The following is a 22,713-nucleotide window of genomic DNA, read 5'->3' on the forward strand; positions in this document are numbered from 1 at the left end:
TATGGCGACGATAACAAAGCCCGCTCCCGGCCCCTTCTCGGGCAGATGCCATCGACACTTTTGAGCCGGTGGACCGACTCGAGCGCACTCGAACTCGGCGTGCTCGGCGTCGGAAACATCGGCATGGTACACCTGAAATCGGCGCTTGCGATGCCCGACGTCGACGTCGTCGCGGCCGCTGACGCGGTCCCGGAGAACCGCGACCGGGCCGCCAGTGCCGGCGCCACGCGCACGTATGACGATTATACGACGCTGCTCGAGCACGAGGACCTCGACGCGGCGGTCGTCGCCCTCCCGCCGTTCCTCCACGCCGACGCCGTCGAGAAGGCCGCCGACGCGGGGACCGACGTCTTCGTCGAGAAACCGCTGGCCCGCTCGACCGAGGAGGCCGACGAGATGCTCGAGACGGCCCGCGAGGCGGGGATCGCCGTCGGCGTCGACCACACGCTGCGCTACCAGCCCGACATGACGGGCGTCAAGGCCGAGTACGACGACGGACACGTCGGTCACGTCCCCTACGCGTCGATCACGCGACTCAACGACCACCCGCTGGGCAAACCGCCGGCCGACGAGGCGCCCCCCGAGTGGCCGATGGACCCCGAGGCCGCCGGCGGCGGCTCGCTGGTCGAACTCGGCGTCCACTGCTTCGACGTCCTCGAGTGGCTGTTCGGCGATCTCGAGGTCCGGGATGCCACTATGGGCCAAACCCTCAACATCCCGGCCGAGGACGCCGCGACGGTCCTGCTCCGGGCGCCGGAGACGGAGACGACGATCTCGCTCCACTGTGGCACCTACCAGTGGGAACAGCTCCCCGAGGTCAACACCCGGCTGCGCCTCGAGGGCGTGACCGGAACGATCAGCAACAAGGACCACATCCCCGATAACTTCTACGCGGGCGCGGCCAAGTCCGCGCTGTCGAACGTGCTGAGCCGGTTCACCCGCGACGAGCCGGACGTCTTCGGACCGACCTTCTACCTGCAGGCCCACTACGACGCGCTGGAGGACTTCTGTGACGCGGTCCGCAACGACGAGGCCCCGCCGGTCGACGGCGCCGACGGTCGGCGGACGATCGAACTCGCCGAAACGGCCTACGAACTGGCCGAGGAGACCGCGGACGACGCCCTCGAGGCGCCGGAGGTGATGGCGTGAGCGTCCGCGTCGCCGGCGTCGACGCCCCCGACCGCCGTGGCGGGTGGTTCACCGACGCCGACCGGCGCCTGGAGACGGTCGAGCCGCCGGTTCGATCGGTCCTCGAACCGTACGCCAGTTCGCTGACGGCGACGGAGCGGATCACGCTCGTTCCCGACGCCCACTACCCGTTCCACCCCTCCTCGGGGATGATCACCGATCCCGTCGTCGTCGCCGCCGTCGCCGCCACGCTCGAGGACTGGACCGACGCGGACGTCGCCGTCGCCGGCGCGAGCGACGACCGCATCGCGTTCGATCGGACCGCCGACTACCTGGCCTACGAGTCGGCGCTCGAGGGCGTCGACGCCGGTCTCGTCGATCTCGCCGAGGAGTCGCGCCGCGACGAGGTCGTGACGGTCGACGGCGACGCGGTCTCCGCGTCGATCCCGGAGCGACTGCTCGAGAGCACCGTCGTCGCCGTGCCGACGTTACGGCCGACCGAAGCCGGCCCGGTCGCCGGCGGGATGCGCGCGCTCGGCCGTCTCGTCACCAGCGTCGCCGACGCCGACCAGACCGCCGTCGCGGCGACGCGGGCCGTCGACCCCGCCCTCTCCGTGCTGGACGCGACGACCGCCTACGGCGGCGACCCGATCGCGGCCGACGCGCTGTTCGCGGGGCCGACCCCGGCGGTCGACGCGGTCGGCTCGTCGCTGCTCGGGCGCTCGATCGAGGAGGATCCGGCGCTCAGGGTGGCCCTCGACGACGACCCCGCGATCACCGTCGAGCGCAGCGCGGACGACTCCGACGGCGTCGACCTGACGGCGCTCAGACGTCGCCTTCCCGACGGCGAGTTACCGCCGCCGGACGACACGAACCCCGCCGTCACGACCGCCTACCGACTGTACGCGGCGGTGGCCGGCGACGCCGTGCCGCCCCAACTCGAGCAACGATGACGGGAGGGAAAACCGCCGCCGTCACCGGCGCGACCGGTTTTCTCGGCTCGCACCTCTGTGAGCGCCTGCTCGCGGACGGCTGGGAGGTCCGCGGACTCAGCCGCCCGTCGTCGGACCGGGGCGACCTCGAGGGAGCGGATATCGACTGGTACGTCGGCGACCTGTTCGAACCGGAGACGCTTCGGGACCTCGTCGACGGCGCCGACGTCGTCTTCCACCTCGCCGGGATCGGTCTCTGGACGGCGGGTCCCGAGACCGTCCACCGGGTCAACGTCGACGGCACCGAGAACGTCCTCGAGGCCTGTCGCGACCGCGACGTCGGCCGGGTCGTCTTCACGAGCACGTCCGGGACGCGCCGGCCGTCCGGCGACGCCGAGTTCGCCGACGAGACGGACGTCGCCGACCCGATCGGCGCCTATCAGGCCTCGAAGGCCGAGGCCGAGCGGCTGGTCGACGAGTACGCCGCGAGCGGCGGCGACGCCGTCACCGTCCACCCGACGTCGATCTTCGGGCCCGGCGACGAGGAGTTCACCGTCCAGTTGCTCTCGATGGGCCTCGAGCCGACGATGCCCGCCTACCTCCCGGGTGGACTGAGCATCGTCGGCGTCGCCGACGTCGTCGACGGCCTGCTGCTGGCCGCCGAGCGCGGCGAGAACGGCGAACACTACATCCTGGGGGGCGAGAACCTCACCTACCAGCAGGCGGTCTCCCGGATCGCCCACGCCGTCGACGGCTCCCCCGCGCGGATCCGGGTCCCGGCGACGGCCATCCACGCCGCCGGCCCGGTCGCCGAGGCCGCCAGCGCCGTCGCCGACGTCCGGATGTTCCCCTTCGACCGGCAGATGGCCCAGCTGGCGACCCAGCGGCTCTTTTACACCTCGAGGAAAGCCGAAGCCGAACTCGGCTACGAGTACCAGCCGATCGAGGCGCACCTGCCGGAGACGATGGCGTGGTATCGCGAGGACGTCCGATAACGAGCCGCGGACCGTTCATCCCGCAAGCGACGGGAGTCGGTCTTCGAAGAGTCGGTCCGTGGCAGTCCAACAAATCTCCGTCGGAATCGTTTTCCGGAAGTGAGCGCTCTCGTGATGGATCTCGCCCGTCGGGGTCTCGTACTGAAAGTGAACGGGCCCGAGATCGGAATGATCCTCGTCGCGGTGCCACCCGCAGTTGAATCCCGTGTTCGGATCGGCGTAGTGGATCCGATAGTACTGGTCTCCGCCATCGTACCGCCACTCGACGTCGAGAGCCGGTGACTCGGGTCCCGTGGCCGGCGTCACTCGGGCGGGGTCGATCTCCGCTCGGAGAAATCGCTTGCTGATGCTGTCCGGTTCGTCGGTGACGGCCGTGACTTCGGGCTGGCGCTTGAGGACGTCCCGTAACCCGTCGTACACCGTGCTATCGGTGGTTCCTGGTAGTCCCATTCCGCTCCCTCACGCGGAGACGGCATCTCGCTCGCTCGCCCAATCGTACTCGTTGAGCGCGGCTCGAACGACGGGGAGGCGCCCCTCGAGGTGTTCCCACTCGCTGGCGATCTCGCGGCGACGTTCGATCTCGCCGCTGTCCTCGACGTCGGCGATGCTCGCTCGGAGCGCACCGGGGCTCTCGACGCCGTAGGTCTCCGTCCAGTCGACGATTCGGGTCCGCATCGACTCGAGCGCGTCGGTGAGTTCCTCGCGATCGTGTTCGCGCTGTAGTTTCGCGATCTCGCGATACGTCGCCATCAACTGGTCGACACAGTAGACGGCCTGCTCTCCCCGTTCGAGTCGTCGGAGGACGTCGTCTTCGACGAGCTGCTCGAGATACTTCTGGGCGGTCTTCACCGAGACGTCCGTTTCGTCGGCGATCCAGGAGGCGGAGCGTGGCTTCCGCAGCGTGCGCGCGGCTGCGCGAACGCGCTCGCCACGGGTCATCGAGATTTGGTCTCGACGATCGTTCCGGCCGGATTTCTCCGTCATGCCGACACGTAGGGGCCTATAGAATATATATCCAGTGTCATGGAGAATTTTCTTGACATCGGTGTGACTGCCAGTCAGAGTGCGGACGAAGGCTCGATTACGCTGAATTTTCACTTTCGTTCAATAGCGACGGATCGTCTGCATCGAAGGGTCCCGGCACTATTCGAGTGATCGTCCCGTCCCGTACGAGGATCGACGGAGTGGAGAAAGACCGCTTTTGCCTCGGAAACGAAGGGTTCCTCACGGCTCGAGGCCGATCGTCGAGCGACCCGTTACACCTGCGGCGCTTCCCGCTCGGGTTCGACCCGCTCGTCGGCGACTCGCTCGTACACGTCGAGGATTTGATCGGCCGTCCGCTCGATGCTGACCTCGCGGGCGGCCTCGCGGCCGTTCGAGCGCTCTCCGCGCCGGAGGACGTCGACCAGGCCGTCGACCAGTTCGGCGTCGCTCGCGCCGACGTGGGAGGGGTCGACGCCGGCCAGTCGCTCCCGGACGTCGCCGACGTCGGTGGCGACGACCGGGAGATTGCAGGCCATCGCCTCCTTGACCGAGTTGGGCGACCCCTCGCTGCGGGAGGTGAGGAGGAGCGCGTCGGCGGCGTTCATGTAGTCGGGAACGGCGTCGTGGTCGACCTGGTGGACGACGCGGAGATCGATCGGTCGATCGAGCAGGCGCTCGGCCGCAGCGACGACGCGTTCGGCCCGCGGGAAGTTCTTGACCGTTCGGCCGGGGCGGTACGGGAACAACACCTGGTAGGCGTCGCCGGCGTCGTCCCACCCGACCCGTTCGCGGGCCTGCCGCTGCGAACTGGGCGTGAACTTCTCGAGGTCGATACCGTCGGGGATCACTCGGCAGTCGTAGCCCAGTTCCTCGCGCATCTCCTCGGACATGACGATGACCTCGTCGCAAAGCGGTGCACACGCCCTGCTGACGGGTTTGGCCGGTCCGTGGACGTCCGACCCCCACAGCGACATCACGACCGGCGTCCGCAGTTGCGAGAGCGCGACCGGCGTCGTCAGGCCGTAGTGAGCGTGAATCAGATCGTAGCCGTTTCCGGACTCCGAGATCACTTTCGGGACCATCCGGAGGTAGTCCATCGGACTACGAGAGGTGACGTCGCTGGCGTCTCCCGCGATCGGGAGTACGGTGAAGGTGACACCCCGGCGTTCGAGTTCGTCGATCTGCTGGTTCATGAACGGTGCGTCGGCGTTGGCCGTGAGGATGAGGACGTGCATTGCCGACTGGCAGAACCTAGCCTCGGATGGCGTTTTGTTATAGGCAGAACAGCGAGACTACAGCCTCGGTCAATCATCGTATTCTTTACTTTCATCTATTGAGATGTTATTCAAGGAAGATCGTCGCTCGAGTTTTCTTCACCTACTCGTGACGGTTGATACGATTTCCTGATTTCGGTTGGTGAGCCCTCGAACGGCCGCGTATTGGGGTTGTTGGGGCGCTCCTTCGCTTTGCTCTGATCGGTAGCCAGCGGCTGAATCGAACCCCTGAACGCGGAGATGGCAATAGCAGTGGCTTACTCCTCGATCCGGCGGTCGCTACCACACGGTATCGGTCCGACGCACCCGCCGTCGACGCCGACGCGCGTGGAGTAGTAGTCTGATTACAAAGTTCCGCTTCCGAATACGCTCTCTCGATGCGGATTCTGGTCTTCGCGAACACGCCCGCCCACGTCCACCTGTACCGCCACGCCGTCGACCGGCTCGAGGCCGCGGGCCACGACGTGCTCGTCCTGACCCGCGAGTACGCCTGCACGACCGATCTCCTCGACCGCTTCGAGATGCCGTATCGGGTCTACGGCGAGCACGGAACCGACCGACACTCGAAGCTCCGGCTCGCTCGAGAACTCGGCGGACAGGTGGTGTCGATCGGCCGCGAGGCGCGTCGGTTCGATCCGGACGTGATCTTCGGCCGCGGACCCTACGCCGCCTACGCGGGTACGCTGACGCGGACGCCGACCGTGCTCGTCCTCGACGACGAGCCGACCGATTTCAACCACGTCGTCTCCCGGCCCTTCGCCGACTGCATCCTCTCGCCGGCGGTCACCCGCCGCGATCTGGGCGAGGCCCACTACACCTTCGAGGGGTTCAAGGAGTGCGCGTATCTCCACCCCGACGTCTTCGAACCCGACGAGAGCGTCCGCGACCGCCTCGGCGTCGGTCCGGACGAGCCGTACGTTCTCGTGCGGTTCAACGCCCTCGACGCGCTCTGCGACGCCGGTATCGAGGGATTCGAACCGGCCCAGCGTCGCGACCTGATCGAGCGCCTGAGCGAACGGGCGACCGTCTTCGTCTCCGACGAGGGCGACGACGTCGACTTCGCGGACCTCCCGGCGCGCCCCTACGACCTCCACCCCGCCGAGATCCACGACGCGATGGCCGAGGCCGACCTGCTGGTCGCGGACACCGGGACGATGACCACCGAGGCGGCGCTGCTTGGGACGCCGTCCCTGCGCTACCGGGGGACCGACGAACACGAGTACGGCGAGTTCCAGGAACTCGAGCGCGCCGGGCTCGCCGAACAGTTCGACGACTACGCCGCCGTTCGCGACCGATCGCTCGAACTCCTCGCCGACGACGACGCGACCGCTCGCTGGGCGGAGCGTCGCCGCGAGTACGTCGGCGACCTCGTGAACCTGACGGACCTGCTGGTCGAGGTCGCTCACACCCGGGGCGCCGTCGACCGACTCAGCTCGTCGACGCGAGGCGCGTTACAGCCGAAGCACCGGGAGCAGCCCGGTCTCTAACCGCTCGCGGGCGGGCGTTCACCGCGTTCCCGGCGACTGCAATTCCCGGCGACCGCAAGTACGAGAGGTAACCGGCTGTCCGTTGACCAGTCGGTTACGCAATGTATCAGGACGTGCTACTCGCGACGAACGGCGACGAGGGAGCTCGTCAGGCGACGGAACACGCGATCGAGCTGGCCGACCAGCTCGGCGCGCGGCTCCACATCGTCTCGGTATCGGAGGACGGCCCCCACAGTACGGAGAAACAGGACGAGATGCGGACGGATCACGAGGACGAGGCCGCCCAGGCCGTCGAGGAGGCGGAATCGGCAGCCTCCGCCCGGGGGCTCGACGTATCGACGACCGTCAGCCACGGCGTCCCCCAGGAGGAGATCGTCGCGGTCGCGGAGACGAACTCGATCGATCTGATCGTCATGGGAACCCACGGCCGGAGCGGTCTCGATCATCTGGTCACCGGTAGCGTCGCCGAGGAGGTCGTCCGCAACGCGCCGGTGCCGGTCCTCACCGTCCGGGACCGGAGCTAGCGCTTCGGGAACCGGTTCTGTCGAGACCCGCTAATCGGGTACTAGCCCCGGGTACGGGATCGATAATTAACCGCCCCGGGCGGGAAACGCCGTTCATCGTGGTCGCGCGGTTCGCGACGTGCCGCGACTCGGCGGTACTCGTGCGGGCTCGCGGCCGGCCACCGTCTCGCGGACGGTCGTCGTCGCAACCGGCGCGGCCGGAGGTGACCGGCCGGTGAGCGACGGCTCCGTGACCGTCGCGGACGACGTCTGCCGCGTACTCGTCGTCGGCGACGAGCGGCCGGCCGACGTCGCGACGGACGCGCTCTCCTCGCAACTCGAGTCGGTCTCGATCGTCAGGGAGCGATCGCTTTCGGGCGCCGTCGACCGACTGTCCCACCTCGACATTCACTGCGTCGTCTGCCCGTTCGAACCGGCGAACCCCGAGTCGTCCCCGCTCGAGCGGCTTCGCGAGCGGGACGCCGAGCTGCCGATACTCGCGGTCCTCGAGGGCTCGTCGACCGAGGAGACGGTCGCGGCGGCCCTCGAGGCCGGCGCCGACGACGTCGTCGCCGCCACCGACCCGCGATCGCTGATCGCCGCGCGGGTCAGCAACGCCGCCGAGCGCCATCGGCTCGCCACCCTCTCGGCTCGCCCCGACCGGTCGATCCTCGAGCGGTCCGACGCCCTGGTCTGGGTGGTCGACGACGAGGGCACCGTCGCGTACGCCAGTTCGGCCGTCGAGGCGCGCATGGGGTACACGCCGGACGAACTCGAGCGGACATCCTTATCCCGATTCGTGCATCCGGACGACCGCGAGACGATCGCGGAGACGCTCGAGACCGTCTCGGCGGGACCGGTCGGGACGACCGAACGCGTCTCCCTGCGACTCGGCCATACGGACGGCACCTGGCACCGCTACGAACTGACGTGCACCGATCGGCTCGCCGACCCGGTCGTCGAGGGGATCGTCCTCACGCTCTCGCCGTCGGTACCGGCGTCGACCGAGGGAGACCGGGCGCTGGATCGCGTCGCCGACCCGGTGCTCACTCTCGGACCGCAGGGCGAACTCCGCTACGCTAACGCGGCCGCAGTCCGCCTGTTCGACGGCGAGACGCCGGAGTCGGGAACCGTCGTCTGGAACCGACTCGACGACGCCGTCCGCGGGCAGTTCTACGAACGGGTCCGCGAGGCGCGAACGACCGATCGGACCGTCGAGTTCGAGATCGCACTGCCCGCTCTCGAGGACCAACTGCTGGTCTCGGTTTACCCCGGTGAGGAGGGCGTCACCGTCCACGCGCGGGAGGCACCGTCCGAAGCTAGCGCGGCCGATCGGGAGCGGTTCGACCTCCTCGAGGAGGTCGTCAATACGCTCGGAGACGGGATCGCCGTCCTCGAGGGGTCGACGGTCCGGTACGCCAACGCCGAACTGTTCGAGCTGACCGACGCGGAGACGCTCGTCGGCCGTGACGTAGACGCCGTCTTCGACGACGAACTGGCCGCGGCGATTCGCGAGCGTGCGGGGGCACCCGTGGTTCGGTGGATGGATCCCCTCTCGGGTACCCTCGCCGACGACGGCCCCGCCGTCGACGTGTTCGTGGCGCCGCTGTCGGCCGCGGGCCGGACGCTCTGCGTCGTCCGCGATAGCCGCCGCTCCGCGAGCGCCGCGCTGTCGACCGCCGGCCGGACGATCGCGACGATGAGAGACGCCGACTCCCCCGCCGCCGTTCGACGCGCCGCCGTCGACGGCGCGCTCGCCTGCACCGACGCCGACCTCGCCGGCTGGTACCTCCTCGAGGACGACGCGCTCCGGCCGGCGGCCGTCGAGACGGCGAGAGCGACCGGGCCGGTCGACCTCCCGGCGATCGACCGGGACGAGACCGACCTCCTGGCGCGGCTCGAAGCCACCGATGGCGACGGATCGGGCGCTGTATTCGACCGATCCGAACTCGATCCCCTGCTCGCCCGGGCGGGGATCCGCGCCGAACGAGTGTTCGTCGCACGGGCGGGCGATCACGGGCTGTTGCTCGCCACCAGCACCGAGCCGCGGGCCTTCGGCGAGCGCGACCGGCTCCCCCTCGAGACCGTCGTGGACGCGGCCGCGCTCGCGCTCGACGCGCTCGAGTGCGAATCGACGGTTCGGACGTATCGCGCCGACCTCGACCGACTCGAGGCCGTCGTCGATCGGTGTCGGCGGCTGCGGGCGGTCGAGCGAACGCTGCTCGAGGGAGGGAGCCGAGCCGAGATCGAACGGGAACTCTGCGAGGCGCTCGTTTCCCTCCCGTTCGACGAATCGACAGGGACGATCGGTCTGGCCTGGGTCGGCACGGTCACGACCGGCGGGGATCGCCTCACCTCGGATACCTGGGCCGGACGCGACGGCGACTCCCTCGAGTCCGTCTCGGTCGCCATCGAACCGGACGACGAGTCGGCGCATCCGGCTGCGCGGGCGGCGACGACGCTCGAACCGGCGGTCGTCGCGGATCTCGAGGCCGGCGAGGCCGACCGGGCGTGGCAGCGCCGGGCCGTCGAACGCGGGTTTCGATCGGCGATGAGCCTGCCGCTGGTCGTCGACGAGTTCTGTTACGGGACGCTCACGGTCTACGCCGACCGGCCGTCGGCGTTCGACGACACGACCCGGACGCTCCTCGAACACCTCGCGACGGTCGCCGGGCACGCGATCGCCGGCGTCGAGCGCAAGCGGGCGCTGCTCTCCGAGCGCGTCACCGAACTCGAGGTCGTGCTTCAGGAGACGGACGAGCCGCTGTCGGCACTCGCCCGCCGGCTGGACCGATCGCTCGACGTCGGGGCCGTCGTCCCGCGGTCGTCGGGCGGATCGACGGTGTTCTGTACCGCCGGAGACGTCACGGAGGCGGCGATCGACGACGCCGTCGAATCCCTCCCCGGCGTCGAGTCGGGGCGGCTCGTCGGCGATCGTGGAGAGGCGTCGCTGCTCGAGTTCGTCCTCGCGGAGACGCTCGCGGAGACGCTCGCCGATCACGGCGGCGTGTTGCGGTCCGTGACGCCGGTCGACGATCGAACCCGGCTCGTCGTCGACCTCTCGAGCACGGTCGACGTGCGGTCGTTCGTTCGCCTGATCGAACGACGTCAGCCGGGGGCGAGACTCGTCGCCCGTCGCGAACGCGACCGGTCGGTTCGGCCCGCTCGCGCGTTCGACGCCGAACTCCGCAGTCAGCTCTCGGAGCGACAGCTTCGAACCCTCGAGACGGCCTACTACGGCGGGTTCTTCGAGTGGCCCCGCGAGAGCACCGGCGAGGAGGTCGCCGACTCGCTGGGCGTCTCCCAGCCGACGTTCAGTCGCCACCTGCGACTCGCACAACGGAAGGCGTTCGCGTTACTGTTCGAGGAGCGAGCCGGCGCCGGCCAGCGGTGAGTCGAGTCGTTCGCGACGGGTGTTTTGGATCTGTTCGCGACGAGTATTCTGTTCTTACCGAGGTAATCGGCTGCTAGGCTCGGAATAATGGGCTGTTTCTCCCACCGAATAACGTTCAGAATTTACGACGCGTGAATAGATATAGCGTGTTCACACTCTACCGATTCCGTGTATAGCGTCTATCACCATGTACTCGCGGCCGAATTCATCATTCGATGAGCGAGTTCGCGGTAACGAGGAATTACAGCCGGCTTTCGGCCGGACGGAGGACCGACTTGTGAGTATCGACATCACCGAGTACGAGAGCGACCGAACCGGCGTTCGATCGCAGGCCGACGGCGGCATCGTTACGCAACTCCGACTCGATCACGAGTCGCTGTTCCTGCAACCGACGCTGAGCCGCGTCTCCGACGTCACCGTCGAACCCGAGTACTGGACGACGGTCGGAACGGGACGGACGCTGGTCTTCTGTAGCGTCTACGCCGACTGTTTCGAGGGGTTCGAGTCCGCCCTCCAGATGGATCCGACGATCACGGAGCCGGTTCTCGCGGATCGCTACCCCGACCGCCGCGTCTATCGGGTCGCGCTCACCGACCGGGCGGTGACGTTCATCGCCAGGACGGCGGAAGTCGGCGGCCGACTGCTGGATCTCACGAGTTGCCGCGTCGGGTGGCGCGTCCAGCTCCAGTTCCCCAGTCGAGACGACCTCGTCTCGTTCAACGAGTACTGCCGGGAACTGGATATCTCGGTGACGGTCGACCACCTGCGACTCTCCGACGACGAGGACGACTGCGTCGTCGCCCTGACGGAGAAACAACAGGAACTGCTGGCCGTCGCCCACGAGGAGGGCTACTTCGACGTCCCCCGGGGGATCTCTCAGGACGAACTGGCCGACCGACTCGGCGTCTCGAAGTCGGCGGTCTCCCAGCGGCTTCGACGGGCGATCGGCGAACTCTGCGCGTCGAAACTCTGCTGAGCGGATCGATCATACGCGCGCGCGATAAGGATAACATCACCGTCTCCAGCGGCCCGCGGACCCGCTATTCGTCGTCGTTGTCGTCGTCTTTCATCGAACCGAGTTGCGAGACGAGCTCGTCGGTCGAGGCCTCGGATTCGAAGGACAGCTGTCCGTCGTGATCGTTCTCGTGGACGTTGACGGCCTCGACGTCGTCATCGTCGTCGCCGGTCTGTTGCTGCTGCTCGGATTCGTCGTAGCTACCAAAACCCATACACCACACTACGCGGCCACCCGTCAAAGGTGTGCCGATTCGCGTCCTTTCTGTGGGCTGCTCGACACCTCGCCTGCCGATCGGATCGGCGGACCGCGGATGCGACACACTATGCTTCCGGTCGAAACCGCCGCCCGGAACCCGCCCGTGGACGGTCCGGAAACGACGTCGATGCAAACGCCATTCGCGTCGTGTGGACGCGTCACGCAGCGTTCACCGCGCCCGCTCCTCGGAACACCGTTCCGACGCGAAATGCGTCGTTCGTTCACGGTATCGATAGCTTTCTACGGCTACTTTCCTCGCTTCCGAGTTCAGCCGCCGCTATCTCGAGGGTCGTCCCGACGGCCGATGTGGGGACTAATACCACTTGACTTCGTGCCGTCCGTCCGCGTCGGTTTACGACCGCCACTGGCCAGTTATGCGACCGTATCCGCACCCCCCCTCGCTGTTTGGTTGACATACTAGTTTTGGATTTCGCCTTCGAACGAACTTTCGTCTACCTTTCGGCGTGAATTCCACAAACATGTTGGGAATAGTACAGCAAGTATGATTGTCCTGAGTCGATATATCACAGCGGGTGGACCGAAGGCCGGCTGTTACCCACTAGCTACCGGGTCTAGTAGTCCGTCTATAGTAATGGGTGCTGGTCGGCAGGTCTGGAGTATGTCCGTGTACCGCCCGCCGTCTCGAACAGTCGCCACGGGAGATCACGCTTCGATGCTGCCGTCACGGGCGACCGTTCGACACTCCGTCTGCGCTGGGTCACCGCTGCGTTCGACAACTACGACCTCCCGGGGAGGCGTCCCCGAACGATCGGGCGAGAGGTGAGTTATCGATGTGTGGAATTATCGGCCGCGTCGGCGACGGGAACGCGCTCGAACCCCTGTTGACCGGCCTCGAGAACCTCGAGTACCGCGGCTACGATTCGGCCGGCATCGCCGTTCAGAACGGTTCCGGCATCGCCGTCCAGAAACGCTCCGGGAAGGTCGACGAGCTACGGAAGTCGATCGGCGACACTCCCCTGGAAGGCGAGGTCGGCATCGGTCACACCCGCTGGAGCACCCACGGTCCCCCGACCGACGAGAACGCTCACCCGCACACGGACGGCACGAAAGACGTCGCCGTCGTCCACAACGGGATCATCGAGAACTACGTCGAGCTCAAGTCGAAACTGGTCGACTACGGCCACGAGTTCACCAGCGACACCGACACCGAGGTCATTCCTCATCTCATCCAGTTCTATCTCGACGAGGGGATGGACAACGAGTCGGCGTTCCGCCGCGCCATCGACGAACTCGAGGGTAGTTACGCCGTCACGGCGATGCTCTCGGGCGAAGACGTGCTCTACGCGGCCCGACAGGGATCGCCGCTGGTCGTCGGTATCGAGGACGGCGAGTACTTCCTCGCGAGCGACGTCCCGGCGTTCCTCGAGTACACCGACAGCGTCGTCTACTTAGAGGACGGCGACGTCGTCATCGTCGACGAAGACGGCGTCGAGTACACCGACCTCGAGGGGAACCCGGTCGTGCGCGAAACCGAGACCGTCGAGTGGGACCCCGAACAGGCCGGGAAAGGCGAGTACGACCACTTCATGCTCAAGGAGATCCACGAGCAGCCGACCTCCCTGCGGCAGGCCCTCGAGGGGCGGATCGATCCCAAGAACGGCCGGATCGCGCTCACGGAGTTCGAGCCGGGAACGTTCGCGGATATCGATAGCGTGCAGTTCGTCGCCTGCGGGACCTCCTACCACGCCGCGCTGTACGGCTCGCTGGCGTTGAAACAGGCCGGCGTCCAGTCGACGGCCCTGCTGGCCAACGAGTACAGCGTCTCGGCGCCGCCGACCGACGAGAACACGCTCGTCGTCGCGGTCACCCAGAGCGGCGAGACGGCGGACACGTTGAACGCCCTCCGGCACGCCAAGCGTAATGGCGCGTCGACCGTGACGGTCACGAACGTCGTCGGGTCGACCGCCGCCCGCGAGGCGGACAAGGCGCTGTTCATCCGTGCCGGCCCCGAGATCGGCGTCGCCGCGACGAAGACCTTCTCCTCGCAGGCGGTCATGCTCACGCTGCTGGGCCAGCGCATCGTCGAGGACCTGCACGGCGAGCCGGCGGCCGACCTCGAGTCGCTCCTGCCGGAACTGGCCGCGATGCCGGACGCGATCGACGATCTGCTCGAGGACACGAACGCGGAGGCGATCGCGAGGCAGTACCACGACAGTCGGGCCTACTTCTTCATCGGTCGCGGCCTGGGCTTCCCGGTGGCGCTCGAGGGGGCCCTGAAGTTCAAGGAGATCACCTACGAGCACGCCGAAGGGTTCGCTTCCGGCGAACTCAAACACGGGCCGCTGGCGCTGGTAACGCCCGACACTCCCGTCTTCGCCGTTTTCACCGGCGAAGAGGACGAGCAGACGCTGAAGAACGCCGAGGAGGCCCAGACGCGCGGCGCGCCGATGATCGCGGTCTGTCCCGAGGGCCACCAGGCGGTCGACGTCGCGGACGCCCACCTCGAGATTCCGGAGACCGACTCCGATCTCGCGGGGCTGCTCGCGAACGTCCAGCTCCAGCTGGTCTCCTACTACGCGGCCGACCTCCTCGACCGACCGATCGACAAGCCTCGCAACCTGGCCAAAAGCGTCACCGTCGAGTAGCCGTCCACCCGGTCGCGAACACCACTCGTTCTCCTCCGCCGTTCGTCGTGCTTCTCGCGACGTCGCGACGACTCGAGACGTTTCGAAGACGCGGAGAATACGTACTGCAGGCGCTCTCGAGTCGATGGAACGACTTCGATCGGCCGAGTACGAGTCGACGATGCCGCGGGACCCGGCACCACCCCCATAGTCCCGGATCCGCACGGCCTCGTCGGGTATCGACCCGCACTCGAGCGCGTCGAAATCACTGGAGGGGACTGTCTCGATCGTGTCGGGTCTGATCGACGCCCTCCAACTCGTCTAGCAATTCGTCACGGTATAAAGCCCCCACTTGAGACCGACGGTCGGTAGTATCCCCGCGAGGCGGTCGCTCTCGATCCGTTTCGGCGGCGGAAGCCGGCCGCTCCGCGGATTTCCGACCGTTCGACCGCCCTGCTGGTCGCGGTCCGCTCGACTCGCGCGTTCGCCTATCTGTCGCGCTCGACGGTCTCGCCGGGCCGAGTCGTCGCGCCGGTCGTCAACTTCAGCCCGGGCGTCAGACTCGTGTTGATGCCGGTCTTGACGTCGTCGCCGGCGACGACCCCGAACTTGCGCCGCCCCGTCGAGACCCGTTCACCCTTGACGGTGAACCGGACGTCCGCCTCGTCGTGGCGCAGATTGGCGACGTTCGTTCCGGCGCCGAAGTTGACGTCGCGTCCGAGCACGCTGTCTCCCACGTAGGAGAGGTGGCTGACGGACGCGCCGCGGGAGAGCACGCTGTTCTTGATCTCGACGCCGTTCCCGAGTTCCGCGTCCTCGCCGACGAGCGTCGCACCGCGGACGTAGGCGTTGGGTCCGACCGTCGCACCCGAGCGAATCAGTGCCGGTCCCTCGATTACGGCTCCCGATTGGACCGTCGCGCCCGTCTCGACGACGACGTCGCCCTCGAGGTGGGCGTCCTCGCTCACCTCGCCGTCGACGCGGCCCTCGAGGTCGCCGAGTTTCCACTCGTTGGCCGCGAGGAGCTCCCACGGCCGGCCGACGTCGAGCCAGCGCTCGAGGGTGACGGGCGTCACCGCGAACCGCTCGACGACTGTCGCCAGGACGTCGGTGATCTCGCGCTCGCCGCGCTCGCTCTCGGAGACCTCGAGCCACTCGCGGGCCTCCTCGGGGAAGGCGTAGGCGCCGGCGTTGGCGAGGTTCGTCGGCGGATCGGCCGGCTTCTCGGTGATGTCGACGACGGTTCCGTCGTCGGTGGCGAGCACGCCGTAGTTGCGCGGATCGTCGACCTCGACGGCGCAGACGGCCGGACACTCCGCGAAGAGGCGGTCGATCGCCGCCGGATCGTAGAGGTTGTCCCCGTTCAGGACGGCGAACGGCCCGTCGATCCGGTCGCGAGCGGCGGCGACGGCGTCGGCCGTGCCCGCCTGTTCGGTTTGAACCGCGTAGGAGACCGGCGTACCGCGATACTCGTCGCCGAAGTAGTTCCGAACGGTCTCGCCCTTATAGCCGATCACGAGGACGATTTCGTCCGCTCCCGCGTCGACGGCCGTATCGACCGTGTGGGCCACGAGCGGCCGGTCGGCGACCGGAAGCATCGGTTTCGGTACTGCCGAGGAGAGGGGTCTGATACGTGTTCCTTCCCCCGCCGCGAGAACAACGGCTTGCATTGACGCTCTCTATCCCGAATTGCCGGATAATTATACGGCTGCTACTCCCGTCGTGCGATTCGACGGCCGGTACGGTTCGGCTGTTGGTGGCGGCGACCCGGTAGTACCGAATTTTGGTGAGCGCACGGCTCCCGTCCGGCGCGGTTCGCAACCGGCGGGGGTCGACGACCCCTGCGCTCTCGGTTTCGGACTGTCCCCTGGGTGGCCACACGCCGGGAAAATAGCTCATTAACTGAAAGAAATTCTGAATTTCAGCAGTATCAGACGATAACGCTGCTACTTTTCGAACTGTCTCTCGAGAGCGAGTCTCTCCTCTGGCTGGCGGACAACGCCGCGATAGCCGTCATTATGCAGTCTATAGTAAATACCGTTCTGTGGTTACGGGCTGTTGATGTCGACGGAACCAACCAACGCGAAGTGGACGCCGATGACGTCCGGTCAGGAAACGACTTCCCCTCGCTGTGTCAACTGTGGAAACCAGGTCACTCGGCAGTTCGCTCGCGTCTTCGGCGACAACCGTGACGTCGTCCACGCCTGTCCCGACTGTGCCACGTACCGTGAGATGAAAACGTCCGACTTCATTCCCAAGGAAGCTCGATAACTCGCTCCGTTCTCGTTCGAGGCGTCGTTCACGACCGACCCAGTGACTCGTATCGACTGCTGGAACGCCGTCGTCCGTAGCAGGGGTCTTCTCCGCTCGATGCGGTGATACCGCACAGCGTCCGTAGCGCCGGTGGCGATGTCAGAGTACGACCGGTTGGATTCGTCGCCGCGGTCGGTAGCGCCCGCCTATATTTTTGAACTGTCGATATCGTATATACGAGTCACTCGCGTTGGCCTCGCCCAGAATGAATCCACCACTGTTGGTCCGCCGACGATCCGAGCGTCCCTCCGTCAGGGTCGCGGGGCGATCGCAGACGACGCCGAGTACCGCTGGAGCAATCGCTCGCGCAGTGCGAGACGGATCCATCGAACGGTGACTCCCCCAATGAGCACGACCGAATCCGACGCCGACGTCGAGTCGGAGACCGACGACGCCGAATCGACGCCGCTTTCGGAGCTGCCGCCGAGTTCGAAGCTGGTCTACAAGGTCCTCGAGTACGAGGGCTCGATGACCCAGGAGGAAATCGCCGACGAGTCCCGGCTCTGTGCCCGGACCGTTCGGTACGCGCTCGGAAAACTCGAGACGGCGGGGCTGATCACCAGTCGCGTCTATCTCGAGGACGCCCGGCAGTCGAAGTACCGGCTCGTCGAGTGACGGCTCGAGCGAGGAGACGCGGCGGGTGGTGTCGAGCGCCGCATCGCTACCTGAGTTTTCGATACCGATCGATCATCGTGTCGAGCCCGAACGACCCCGACGTGATCTCGTAGTAGGTCTCGAGTCGCGGGTTGAACTTCGCCTTGTACCGGTTGATGCTCGGGACGCCCCCGCCGACCAGGTCGTATCGCTCGATCCCGGTCCGAAGCCCGTCGCGCATGACGTGCCAGTCGAGGAGGTCGTTGACCGGGAGGTCGAGGTCGGCGTCGGGTTTGACGCCGCCTTGCCATCGGTATCGGGTCGTCGCCGACTCGACGACGAGGATGCCGCCGACGAACGCCCCGTCGACCCGGCAGACGTAGGGGCGAACCGCCCCGTCCGGTAACTGCTCGTAGAGTGCGCGGGCGAACGCCGGATTCAACTGGAACGCCCGCCCCTGGCTCTCGTACCGTTTCGCGACCTGATCGACGATCCGTTCGACGTCGTCGCCGTCGCCCTCCGCGATGTCGTAGGCGTCGTCGTCCGCGTTCCGGACGTTGCTCCGCGCGTCGCTGCTGAACCGATCGAGCAGGTCCGACTCCTCGCCCGAAAGGTCCACGACGTAGGTGTACCCCGGTTTGACGTCGTACTCCCGCCAGATGAACGGCCGAACGTCGTCGAACTCGGCGACGACGAACCGCGTGTACAGCGGCGAGATCTTCCGCTCGACGTACTCGAGACAGCCGTCGAGGAAGCGCCGCGTTCGGCGGTCCGCCTTGCGCTGTTTGAGTTTGTCGGCGTTCAGTAACGCCGGGCCGAGATAACACGACCACGAGAACGGCGCCGGCGAGAACGCGCCGGTGATCGGTCCCTTGCGGTACTCGAAGACGGGGAAGAGACCGATCGCCTCCTGTCCCGTGAAGCCGGCCAGCAGGTGCGGCGTCGAGCCGGTGTCCTCCCCCTGCAGTCGCAGCGCTTCGGCCCGATAGAACGGGTTCGTCCCGTCCGATCGCTCGACGTACCGGTTCCACTCCTCGGCGTCCGACCGCGGATCGAGCCTCGAGATTTCGACGCTCATCGTCAGAGGTACCCGAGATCGGAGAGTCGATCCTCGACGGCCGCGTCGTCGGTCGGGGTGATCGGATCGGGCTCGTAGGACGGGTACGTCGCCTCCGTCCCGCCGTCGATCACCGGTAACGTCTCCCCGTCCATCTCGGCGTCGATCGGGACGTCGAACAGCGCACAGATCGTCGGCGCGACGTCGAAGATGGTCGCGCCCTCGAGCGACGCCGTCTCGTCGAAGTCGGCCCCCGTCGCCGCGACGACCCCGGTCTGCGTGTGGTTCCACGGCTCCATCGGCTCGCCGAACTGCGCCGTCCCGACGTCGGCGACGATCGCGTTCTCGAAGTCGGTCGGCACCGTCAGGATGTCGGGGCCCATCTCGACGTGAGGCCCCTCGAAGTACGTCTCCCGGGGTTCGACCGCCTCGAACATCGGCTCGCCGTCGGGGGTTTCGACGGCCGAGAGTCGATCGATGAGATCCGCTCGGGTCTCCTCGTACGCCGACTCGGGGACCTGTCCGTTCGGCTCCCGGCCCTCGAGGTTGATCCGAACGCCGAGTTCGCTCTTCGACCGGACGTACGCCGTCGATTCGGGGAAGTCGACCTGTTCGCTCGCCGCACGGATCGCGTCGTCGGGGATGCGACGGCCGATGGCCTCTTTCAGCCCGACCGTCTCGAGGGTGGCCGCCACTCGCTGGGTGGTAATCCCGACTTCCGCGGCGACGGTCATCGCTTGCTCGAGAGGGGATCGTCCGTGGTCGCCGGTGGTTTCCCCCTCGAGCAGGTCGTTCTGCCAGGCTTTCGACCAGTCCGGCATCCCCTGGCCGCCGCTACGGGTCTCGACGAATCCTTCCTCTCGCAGGAACTCGTTGACGCGGAACTCGTGGCCCGTCACTGTGCCGATCCCGTGGTCGCTGACGACGAGGACGTTCGTCGGGTCGGCGTCGTCGATCGTCTCGGCGAGTTGGTGGTCGACCGCGTTGTAGACGGCTTCGATGGCCGCCTTGTCGCCCGGCCGTTCGTGGAACACGGTGTCCGTCTGCTGGAACTGCAGGAAACCGAACTCGGGGTCGAACCGCCGACAGAGGTAGCGAAACGCCTCCCCGCGGCGGTCGATCGTTCGTTCGTACCCCTCGATCGACGCCTCGGGGGCGTCGGTGCTCTGAGGGTAGACGTGGTAGTCGCCACAGGCCAGTTTCACGTCCTCGAGGATCCCCGCGGGGTGGCAGGTCGGGTCCTCCGGCGCGGTCATCCCCGGGATCAACGCCCCGTCGAACGCCCGGGGCGGGTGCGTGACCGGAACGTTGACCACGACGCTCGAGAGACCGTGTTCGCTCAGTAACTCCCAGACCGGCCGCGCCCGGACGTGCGTCGCGTTCACGACGTCCCAGTCGTACCCGTTGAACGACAGAAAATCGTAGACGCCGTGTTTCCCCGGGTTCTTTCCCGTGAACAGCGACGGCCAGGCGCTTCCCGTCCACGGCGGAATCTGTGACTCGAGCGGTCCGCTGGTCCCGGCGTCGATCAGTCGCTCGAGCGTCGGCGCTTCCCCCGCCTCGAACAGCGACTCGAGTACGGAGCGGCAACCGGCGTCGACTCCCACCACGAGCAGCCGCAGATCGGTTTCGTCGGTCGAATCTCCCATGCAGAAGTTGGTCGCGGTACCCCATTTTTGTTATTCGATTGTTGTTTTTCGTAAGCCGGGACTGCGTTCGTTTCGAACGATCACCCGATCTGCGGGCCGTCTCGCGTAATGGCCAATTGGTTGTACCGCGTTCACGCGCACATCTCGATCCCTCGTCGATCGTCGCGGTCGGGGATCGGCTCCGGCGGCCCGGTCCTAGTCGGCGCTCACCGCCGCGTCCAGGGTCGAGCGGACGTCGTCGCTGAGCGTGTAAGTCCGCTCGGCGGGCCGGTCGAGCACTCCTTCGGTCCGCAACTCCGAGAGGAGGCTCTGGACGGCGACCGTCGATCGGTCGACGCTGCCCGCGACGACCGCCGTCTCGAGGGGGCCGTAGCGGGCCAGCACGGCCAGCGCCTGCCGCGCCTCCGCGACCGAACACTGCGACTGGTCGGCCGCCCGCGCGAGGCGGTCGTCGATCCAGTCGCCCTCGAACAGGTCCTCGGTCGCCGATTCCACGGGTTCGGTTTCGATTTCGGTCGTCGCTGGGTCGGCCCGCTCGTCGCTTCCCGTCCGTTCGTCGCCTACGGTCCGCTCATCGTCCACCGTTCGCTCGTCGCCGTTTCGGTCGTCGGCCCGTCCGTCGCGGTCCCGTCCGTCACCGTCCTGCCCGGCCGTCTCGAGTTCTTCGCGGATCGACGTGAAGCCGAACTCGACCTCGTCGCCGCCGGCGTAGACGATCTCGTCGTCGGATTCTGCCGTCGTCGCCTCCGCCGCTTCGGTCGCGTCGCCCTCGAGGTCGCGAACGCGCTCCTGCAGGCGTTCGTTTTCCGCGCGCAACGTCTCCATCGTCTCCGTCCGCGACTCGAGTTTCGCCTCGAGCGTCTCGATGCGCTCGTCCCGCTCCTCGAGTTCCTCGCGGAGGTCGTCGCGCTCCTCCTCGAGGTCGACGATTTCGTCGTGCAGGCGGCGCAGTTCGTCGTCGTTCCCGCCGCCGAGTTGCGCCTGGACCGTCTCTTTCTGGGTCAGCGCGTCGGCCATCTGTTTGGCCGCCGACGAGACGTCCCGCGCGGACTCGAGTTCGTCTTCGAGGGTCTCGATCCGTTTCTCCTTCTTCTCGAGTTCGTTCTCGAGTTCGAGGATGCGGTCCTGTTCGCGCTCCTTGCGCTCGGAGATGTCCTCGAGGTCGCCGACCAGCGCGTCCGAGACGGACTTCAGTTCGGGGCGTTCGAAGTCGTCGAGGCCGGGCGTCGCGCCGGCGTCGAAGGTCCGCTTCCGGCGGAACTGCACCTTCCGTACGTCGATGTCCATCCAGTCTGTCTGGACGAATCCCTGTCCGTCGTCGAGTTCGGCGACGAGTTCCGAGTACTCGGTGTCGATGATTCGTCCGACGACGTTCGTGTCGTTGTCCCAGGTCAGTCGGTGCCAGACGAGCCAGTTCGCCTGCGTGATGAAGTCCTTCTTGACGTCGGCCGGCCGCTGACTGATCCCGAGGATCCCGAGGCCGTGTTTGCGCCCGCGTTTGCTGATCTTGATCAGCAACCGCCCCGTCTCCCCCATGCCGCCGCCCTCGGGAATGTACTCGTGGACCTCCTCGACCACCAGCAAGAAGGGTTTCTTCAGTTTCTTCTCCTTGACGAACAGCTGTCGCGCCGTCTCGCGCAGCAGTTCGTCGGCCTCCTCCTCGTCGAGGTAGCCCGAGACGTCGAGGATGATCGGGACGTTCTCCTCGAGAGCCAGCGTCGCCATCTGCTCGGCGTGCTCCGGCCCGATCTGGATGTCACACTCCTCGTCGGCGCCGGCGTGGAGCATCTCGTACTCCTCCTTGAGCCCGTAGTACTCGCCGTCGGTGTCGACGATCAGGAGGGGGTACCCGGCTTCGAGCAGTTCCTCGGCGATGACCGACGCCGTGTTCGACTTCCCCGACCCGGACTTGCCGGTGACGAACCCGCGTCCGGTCAGCAGTTCGACGACGGGCAACCACAGATCCGACCCGTCGTCGGTCTCTCCGACCAGAATCTCGCGTTGCTCGCTCACCGCCCCACCACCTCGGGCGCGTGCGACGTGTTCATATATCAGTACACTCCGAACACGGCACCTTGAATATTGGCCTCGAGTGAGCGTTTCGACTGACGGTTCGCGCGGAGCGTACCGACTCGCCTATCGGATCCAGCGCTCCGAACTCTTAGAATGTCTACACAGTGTACACTGTGTAGGATTCTACGCGCTTTGTACAGTGGTGGCACTGCCCATACCTCGAGCGTCGTGCACTCGTCTCTCCGTGGGGCGATCCGACCCGCAGATCATGGAGGGTTGATACCGAGAACACCGTCTAAACGGTCTACACCGTGCTGAAAGTGGACGTTGTTCGACCGCTGCGGCTAGCGGTCGGCGCCACGGACCCGGTCGGCCGCCCAACGGTCGATCCGACGCCGACTGACGATGTTTGCCCCGTTTCCGAATTCACACAGTTTAAACAGTGTACACTGTGTAGACTGTCTAAAACCCTACTATCGTATCCTTCTTCGACAGTATCCAATGGGACGGATCGTCTGGGTCTGTATTGCGG

At 66.8% G+C, this 22,713-nt stretch carries 18 protein-coding genes; 10 read left to right on the forward strand and 8 right to left on the reverse strand.

Going from position 1 to position 22,713, the window contains the following annotated elements:
• The first annotated feature begins 45 nt into the window (after nucleotides 1-45).
• The 3 genes from J0X25_RS39665 to J0X25_RS39675 are packed head-to-tail and all read left to right on the forward strand — an operon-like array spanning nucleotide 46 to nucleotide 3,055.
• Nucleotides 46-1,149 (forward strand): Gfo/Idh/MocA family protein, encoded by a 1,104-nt coding sequence (locus tag J0X25_RS39665; RefSeq protein WP_226777370.1) that lies wholly within the window; start codon nucleotides 46-48, stop codon nucleotides 1,147-1,149.
• Nucleotides 1,146-2,081, forward strand: a complete 936-nt coding sequence (locus J0X25_RS39670; protein ID WP_226777371.1) for a DUF362 domain-containing protein — start codon at nucleotides 1,146-1,148, stop codon at nucleotides 2,079-2,081. The genes J0X25_RS39665 and J0X25_RS39670 overlap by 4 nt, the downstream gene beginning before the upstream one ends.
• Nucleotides 2,078-3,055: an NAD-dependent epimerase/dehydratase family protein gene (locus J0X25_RS39675; RefSeq protein ID WP_226777372.1), complete on the forward strand. Its 978-nt coding sequence runs from the start codon at nucleotides 2,078-2,080 to the stop codon at nucleotides 3,053-3,055. Before J0X25_RS39670 ends, J0X25_RS39675 begins: the two co-directional genes overlap by 4 nt.
• 15 nt (nucleotides 3,056-3,070) lie before the next feature.
• Here J0X25_RS39675 and J0X25_RS39680 read toward each other — a convergent pair whose 3' ends face one another.
• The 3 genes from J0X25_RS39680 to J0X25_RS39690 all read right to left on the reverse strand — a co-directional run bounded on the left by J0X25_RS39680 (nucleotide 3,071) and on the right by J0X25_RS39690 (nucleotide 5,274).
• Nucleotides 3,071-3,505 (reverse strand): hypothetical protein, encoded by a 435-nt coding sequence (locus J0X25_RS39680; protein WP_226777373.1) that lies wholly within the window; start codon nucleotides 3,503-3,505, stop codon nucleotides 3,071-3,073.
• Nucleotides 3,506-3,514: 9 nt separating this feature from the next.
• A complete protein-coding gene (locus J0X25_RS39685; RefSeq protein WP_226777374.1) occupies nucleotides 3,515-4,039 on the reverse strand; it encodes a DUF7342 family protein in 525 nt (174 codons plus the stop codon).
• 272 nt (nucleotides 4,040-4,311) lie between these two features.
• A complete protein-coding gene (locus J0X25_RS39690) occupies nucleotides 4,312-5,274 on the reverse strand; it encodes a glycosyltransferase (RefSeq protein WP_226777375.1) in 963 nt (320 codons plus the stop codon).
• Between the two features lie 416 nt (nucleotides 5,275-5,690).
• Here J0X25_RS39690 and J0X25_RS39695 point away from each other — a divergent pair, with 416 nt between their 5' ends.
• From J0X25_RS39695 to J0X25_RS39710, 4 genes are all read left to right on the forward strand, one after another.
• Nucleotides 5,691-6,800 (forward strand): DUF354 domain-containing protein, encoded by a 1,110-nt coding sequence (locus tag J0X25_RS39695; RefSeq protein WP_226777376.1) that lies wholly within the window; start codon nucleotides 5,691-5,693, stop codon nucleotides 6,798-6,800.
• Nucleotides 6,801-6,901: 101 nt separating this feature from the next.
• Nucleotides 6,902-7,324: a universal stress protein gene (locus tag J0X25_RS39700; protein WP_226777377.1), complete on the forward strand. Its 423-nt coding sequence runs from the start codon at nucleotides 6,902-6,904 to the stop codon at nucleotides 7,322-7,324.
• A 214-nt stretch (nucleotides 7,325-7,538) separates the two neighbouring features.
• Nucleotides 7,539-10,697, forward strand: a complete 3,159-nt coding sequence (locus J0X25_RS39705; RefSeq protein WP_226777378.1) for a bacterio-opsin activator domain-containing protein — start codon at nucleotides 7,539-7,541, stop codon at nucleotides 10,695-10,697.
• Between the two features lie 277 nt (nucleotides 10,698-10,974).
• On the forward strand, nucleotides 10,975-11,673 hold the full coding sequence (locus J0X25_RS39710; protein ID WP_226777379.1) for a helix-turn-helix domain-containing protein: 699 nt from the start codon (nucleotides 10,975-10,977) through the stop codon (nucleotides 11,671-11,673).
• A gap of 64 nt (nucleotides 11,674-11,737) precedes the next feature.
• Here J0X25_RS39710 and J0X25_RS39715 read toward each other — a convergent pair whose 3' ends face one another.
• The gene (locus tag J0X25_RS39715; RefSeq protein ID WP_226777380.1) at nucleotides 11,738-11,926 is read right to left on the reverse strand and encodes a DUF5786 family protein; all 189 of its coding nucleotides are present in this window, start codon (nucleotides 11,924-11,926) and stop codon (nucleotides 11,738-11,740) included.
• A gap of 835 nt (nucleotides 11,927-12,761) precedes the next feature.
• Between J0X25_RS39715 and glmS the strand changes: the two genes are divergently transcribed.
• Nucleotides 12,762-14,576, forward strand: coding sequence for a glutamine--fructose-6-phosphate transaminase (isomerizing) (gene glmS / locus J0X25_RS39720; RefSeq protein ID WP_226777381.1), 1,815 nt, complete (start codon nucleotides 12,762-12,764; stop codon nucleotides 14,574-14,576).
• Nucleotides 14,577-15,043: 467 nt separating this feature from the next.
• Here the strand turns inward: glmS and glmU are convergent, their stop codons facing one another.
• Entirely contained in the window at nucleotides 15,044-16,225 is a 1,182-nt protein-coding gene (gene glmU / locus J0X25_RS39725) for a bifunctional sugar-1-phosphate nucleotidylyltransferase/acetyltransferase (protein WP_226777382.1), read from the reverse strand.
• Nucleotides 16,226-16,616: 391 nt separating this feature from the next.
• Between glmU and J0X25_RS39730 the strand changes: the two genes are divergently transcribed.
• Nucleotides 16,617-16,826, forward strand: a complete 210-nt coding sequence (locus J0X25_RS39730) for a DUF7563 family protein (protein WP_226777383.1) — start codon at nucleotides 16,617-16,619, stop codon at nucleotides 16,824-16,826.
• Nucleotides 16,827-17,213: 387 nt separating this feature from the next.
• The gene (locus tag J0X25_RS39735; RefSeq protein ID WP_226777384.1) at nucleotides 17,214-17,483 is read left to right on the forward strand and encodes a winged helix-turn-helix transcriptional regulator; all 270 of its coding nucleotides are present in this window, start codon (nucleotides 17,214-17,216) and stop codon (nucleotides 17,481-17,483) included.
• Between the two features lie 46 nt (nucleotides 17,484-17,529).
• Here J0X25_RS39735 and J0X25_RS39740 read toward each other — a convergent pair whose 3' ends face one another.
• The 3 genes from J0X25_RS39740 to J0X25_RS39750 all read right to left on the reverse strand — a co-directional run bounded on the left by J0X25_RS39740 (nucleotide 17,530) and on the right by J0X25_RS39750 (nucleotide 22,181).
• Nucleotides 17,530-18,540: a lipid II:glycine glycyltransferase FemX gene (locus tag J0X25_RS39740; RefSeq protein WP_226777385.1), complete on the reverse strand. Its 1,011-nt coding sequence runs from the start codon at nucleotides 18,538-18,540 to the stop codon at nucleotides 17,530-17,532.
• Nucleotides 18,541-18,542: 2 nt separating this feature from the next.
• The gene (locus tag J0X25_RS39745) at nucleotides 18,543-20,168 is read right to left on the reverse strand and encodes an alkaline phosphatase family protein (protein WP_226777386.1); all 1,626 of its coding nucleotides are present in this window, start codon (nucleotides 20,166-20,168) and stop codon (nucleotides 18,543-18,545) included.
• Nucleotides 20,169-20,363: 195 nt separating this feature from the next.
• On the reverse strand, nucleotides 20,364-22,181 hold the full coding sequence (locus tag J0X25_RS39750; RefSeq protein ID WP_226777387.1) for an ATP-binding protein: 1,818 nt from the start codon (nucleotides 22,179-22,181) through the stop codon (nucleotides 20,364-20,366).
• Nucleotides 22,182-22,713 lie beyond the last annotated feature (532 nt).

The organism is Haloterrigena alkaliphila (genome assembly GCF_017352155.2).
GTDB classification, from domain to species: Archaea; Halobacteriota; Halobacteria; order Halobacteriales; family Natrialbaceae; genus Haloterrigena; species Haloterrigena alkaliphila.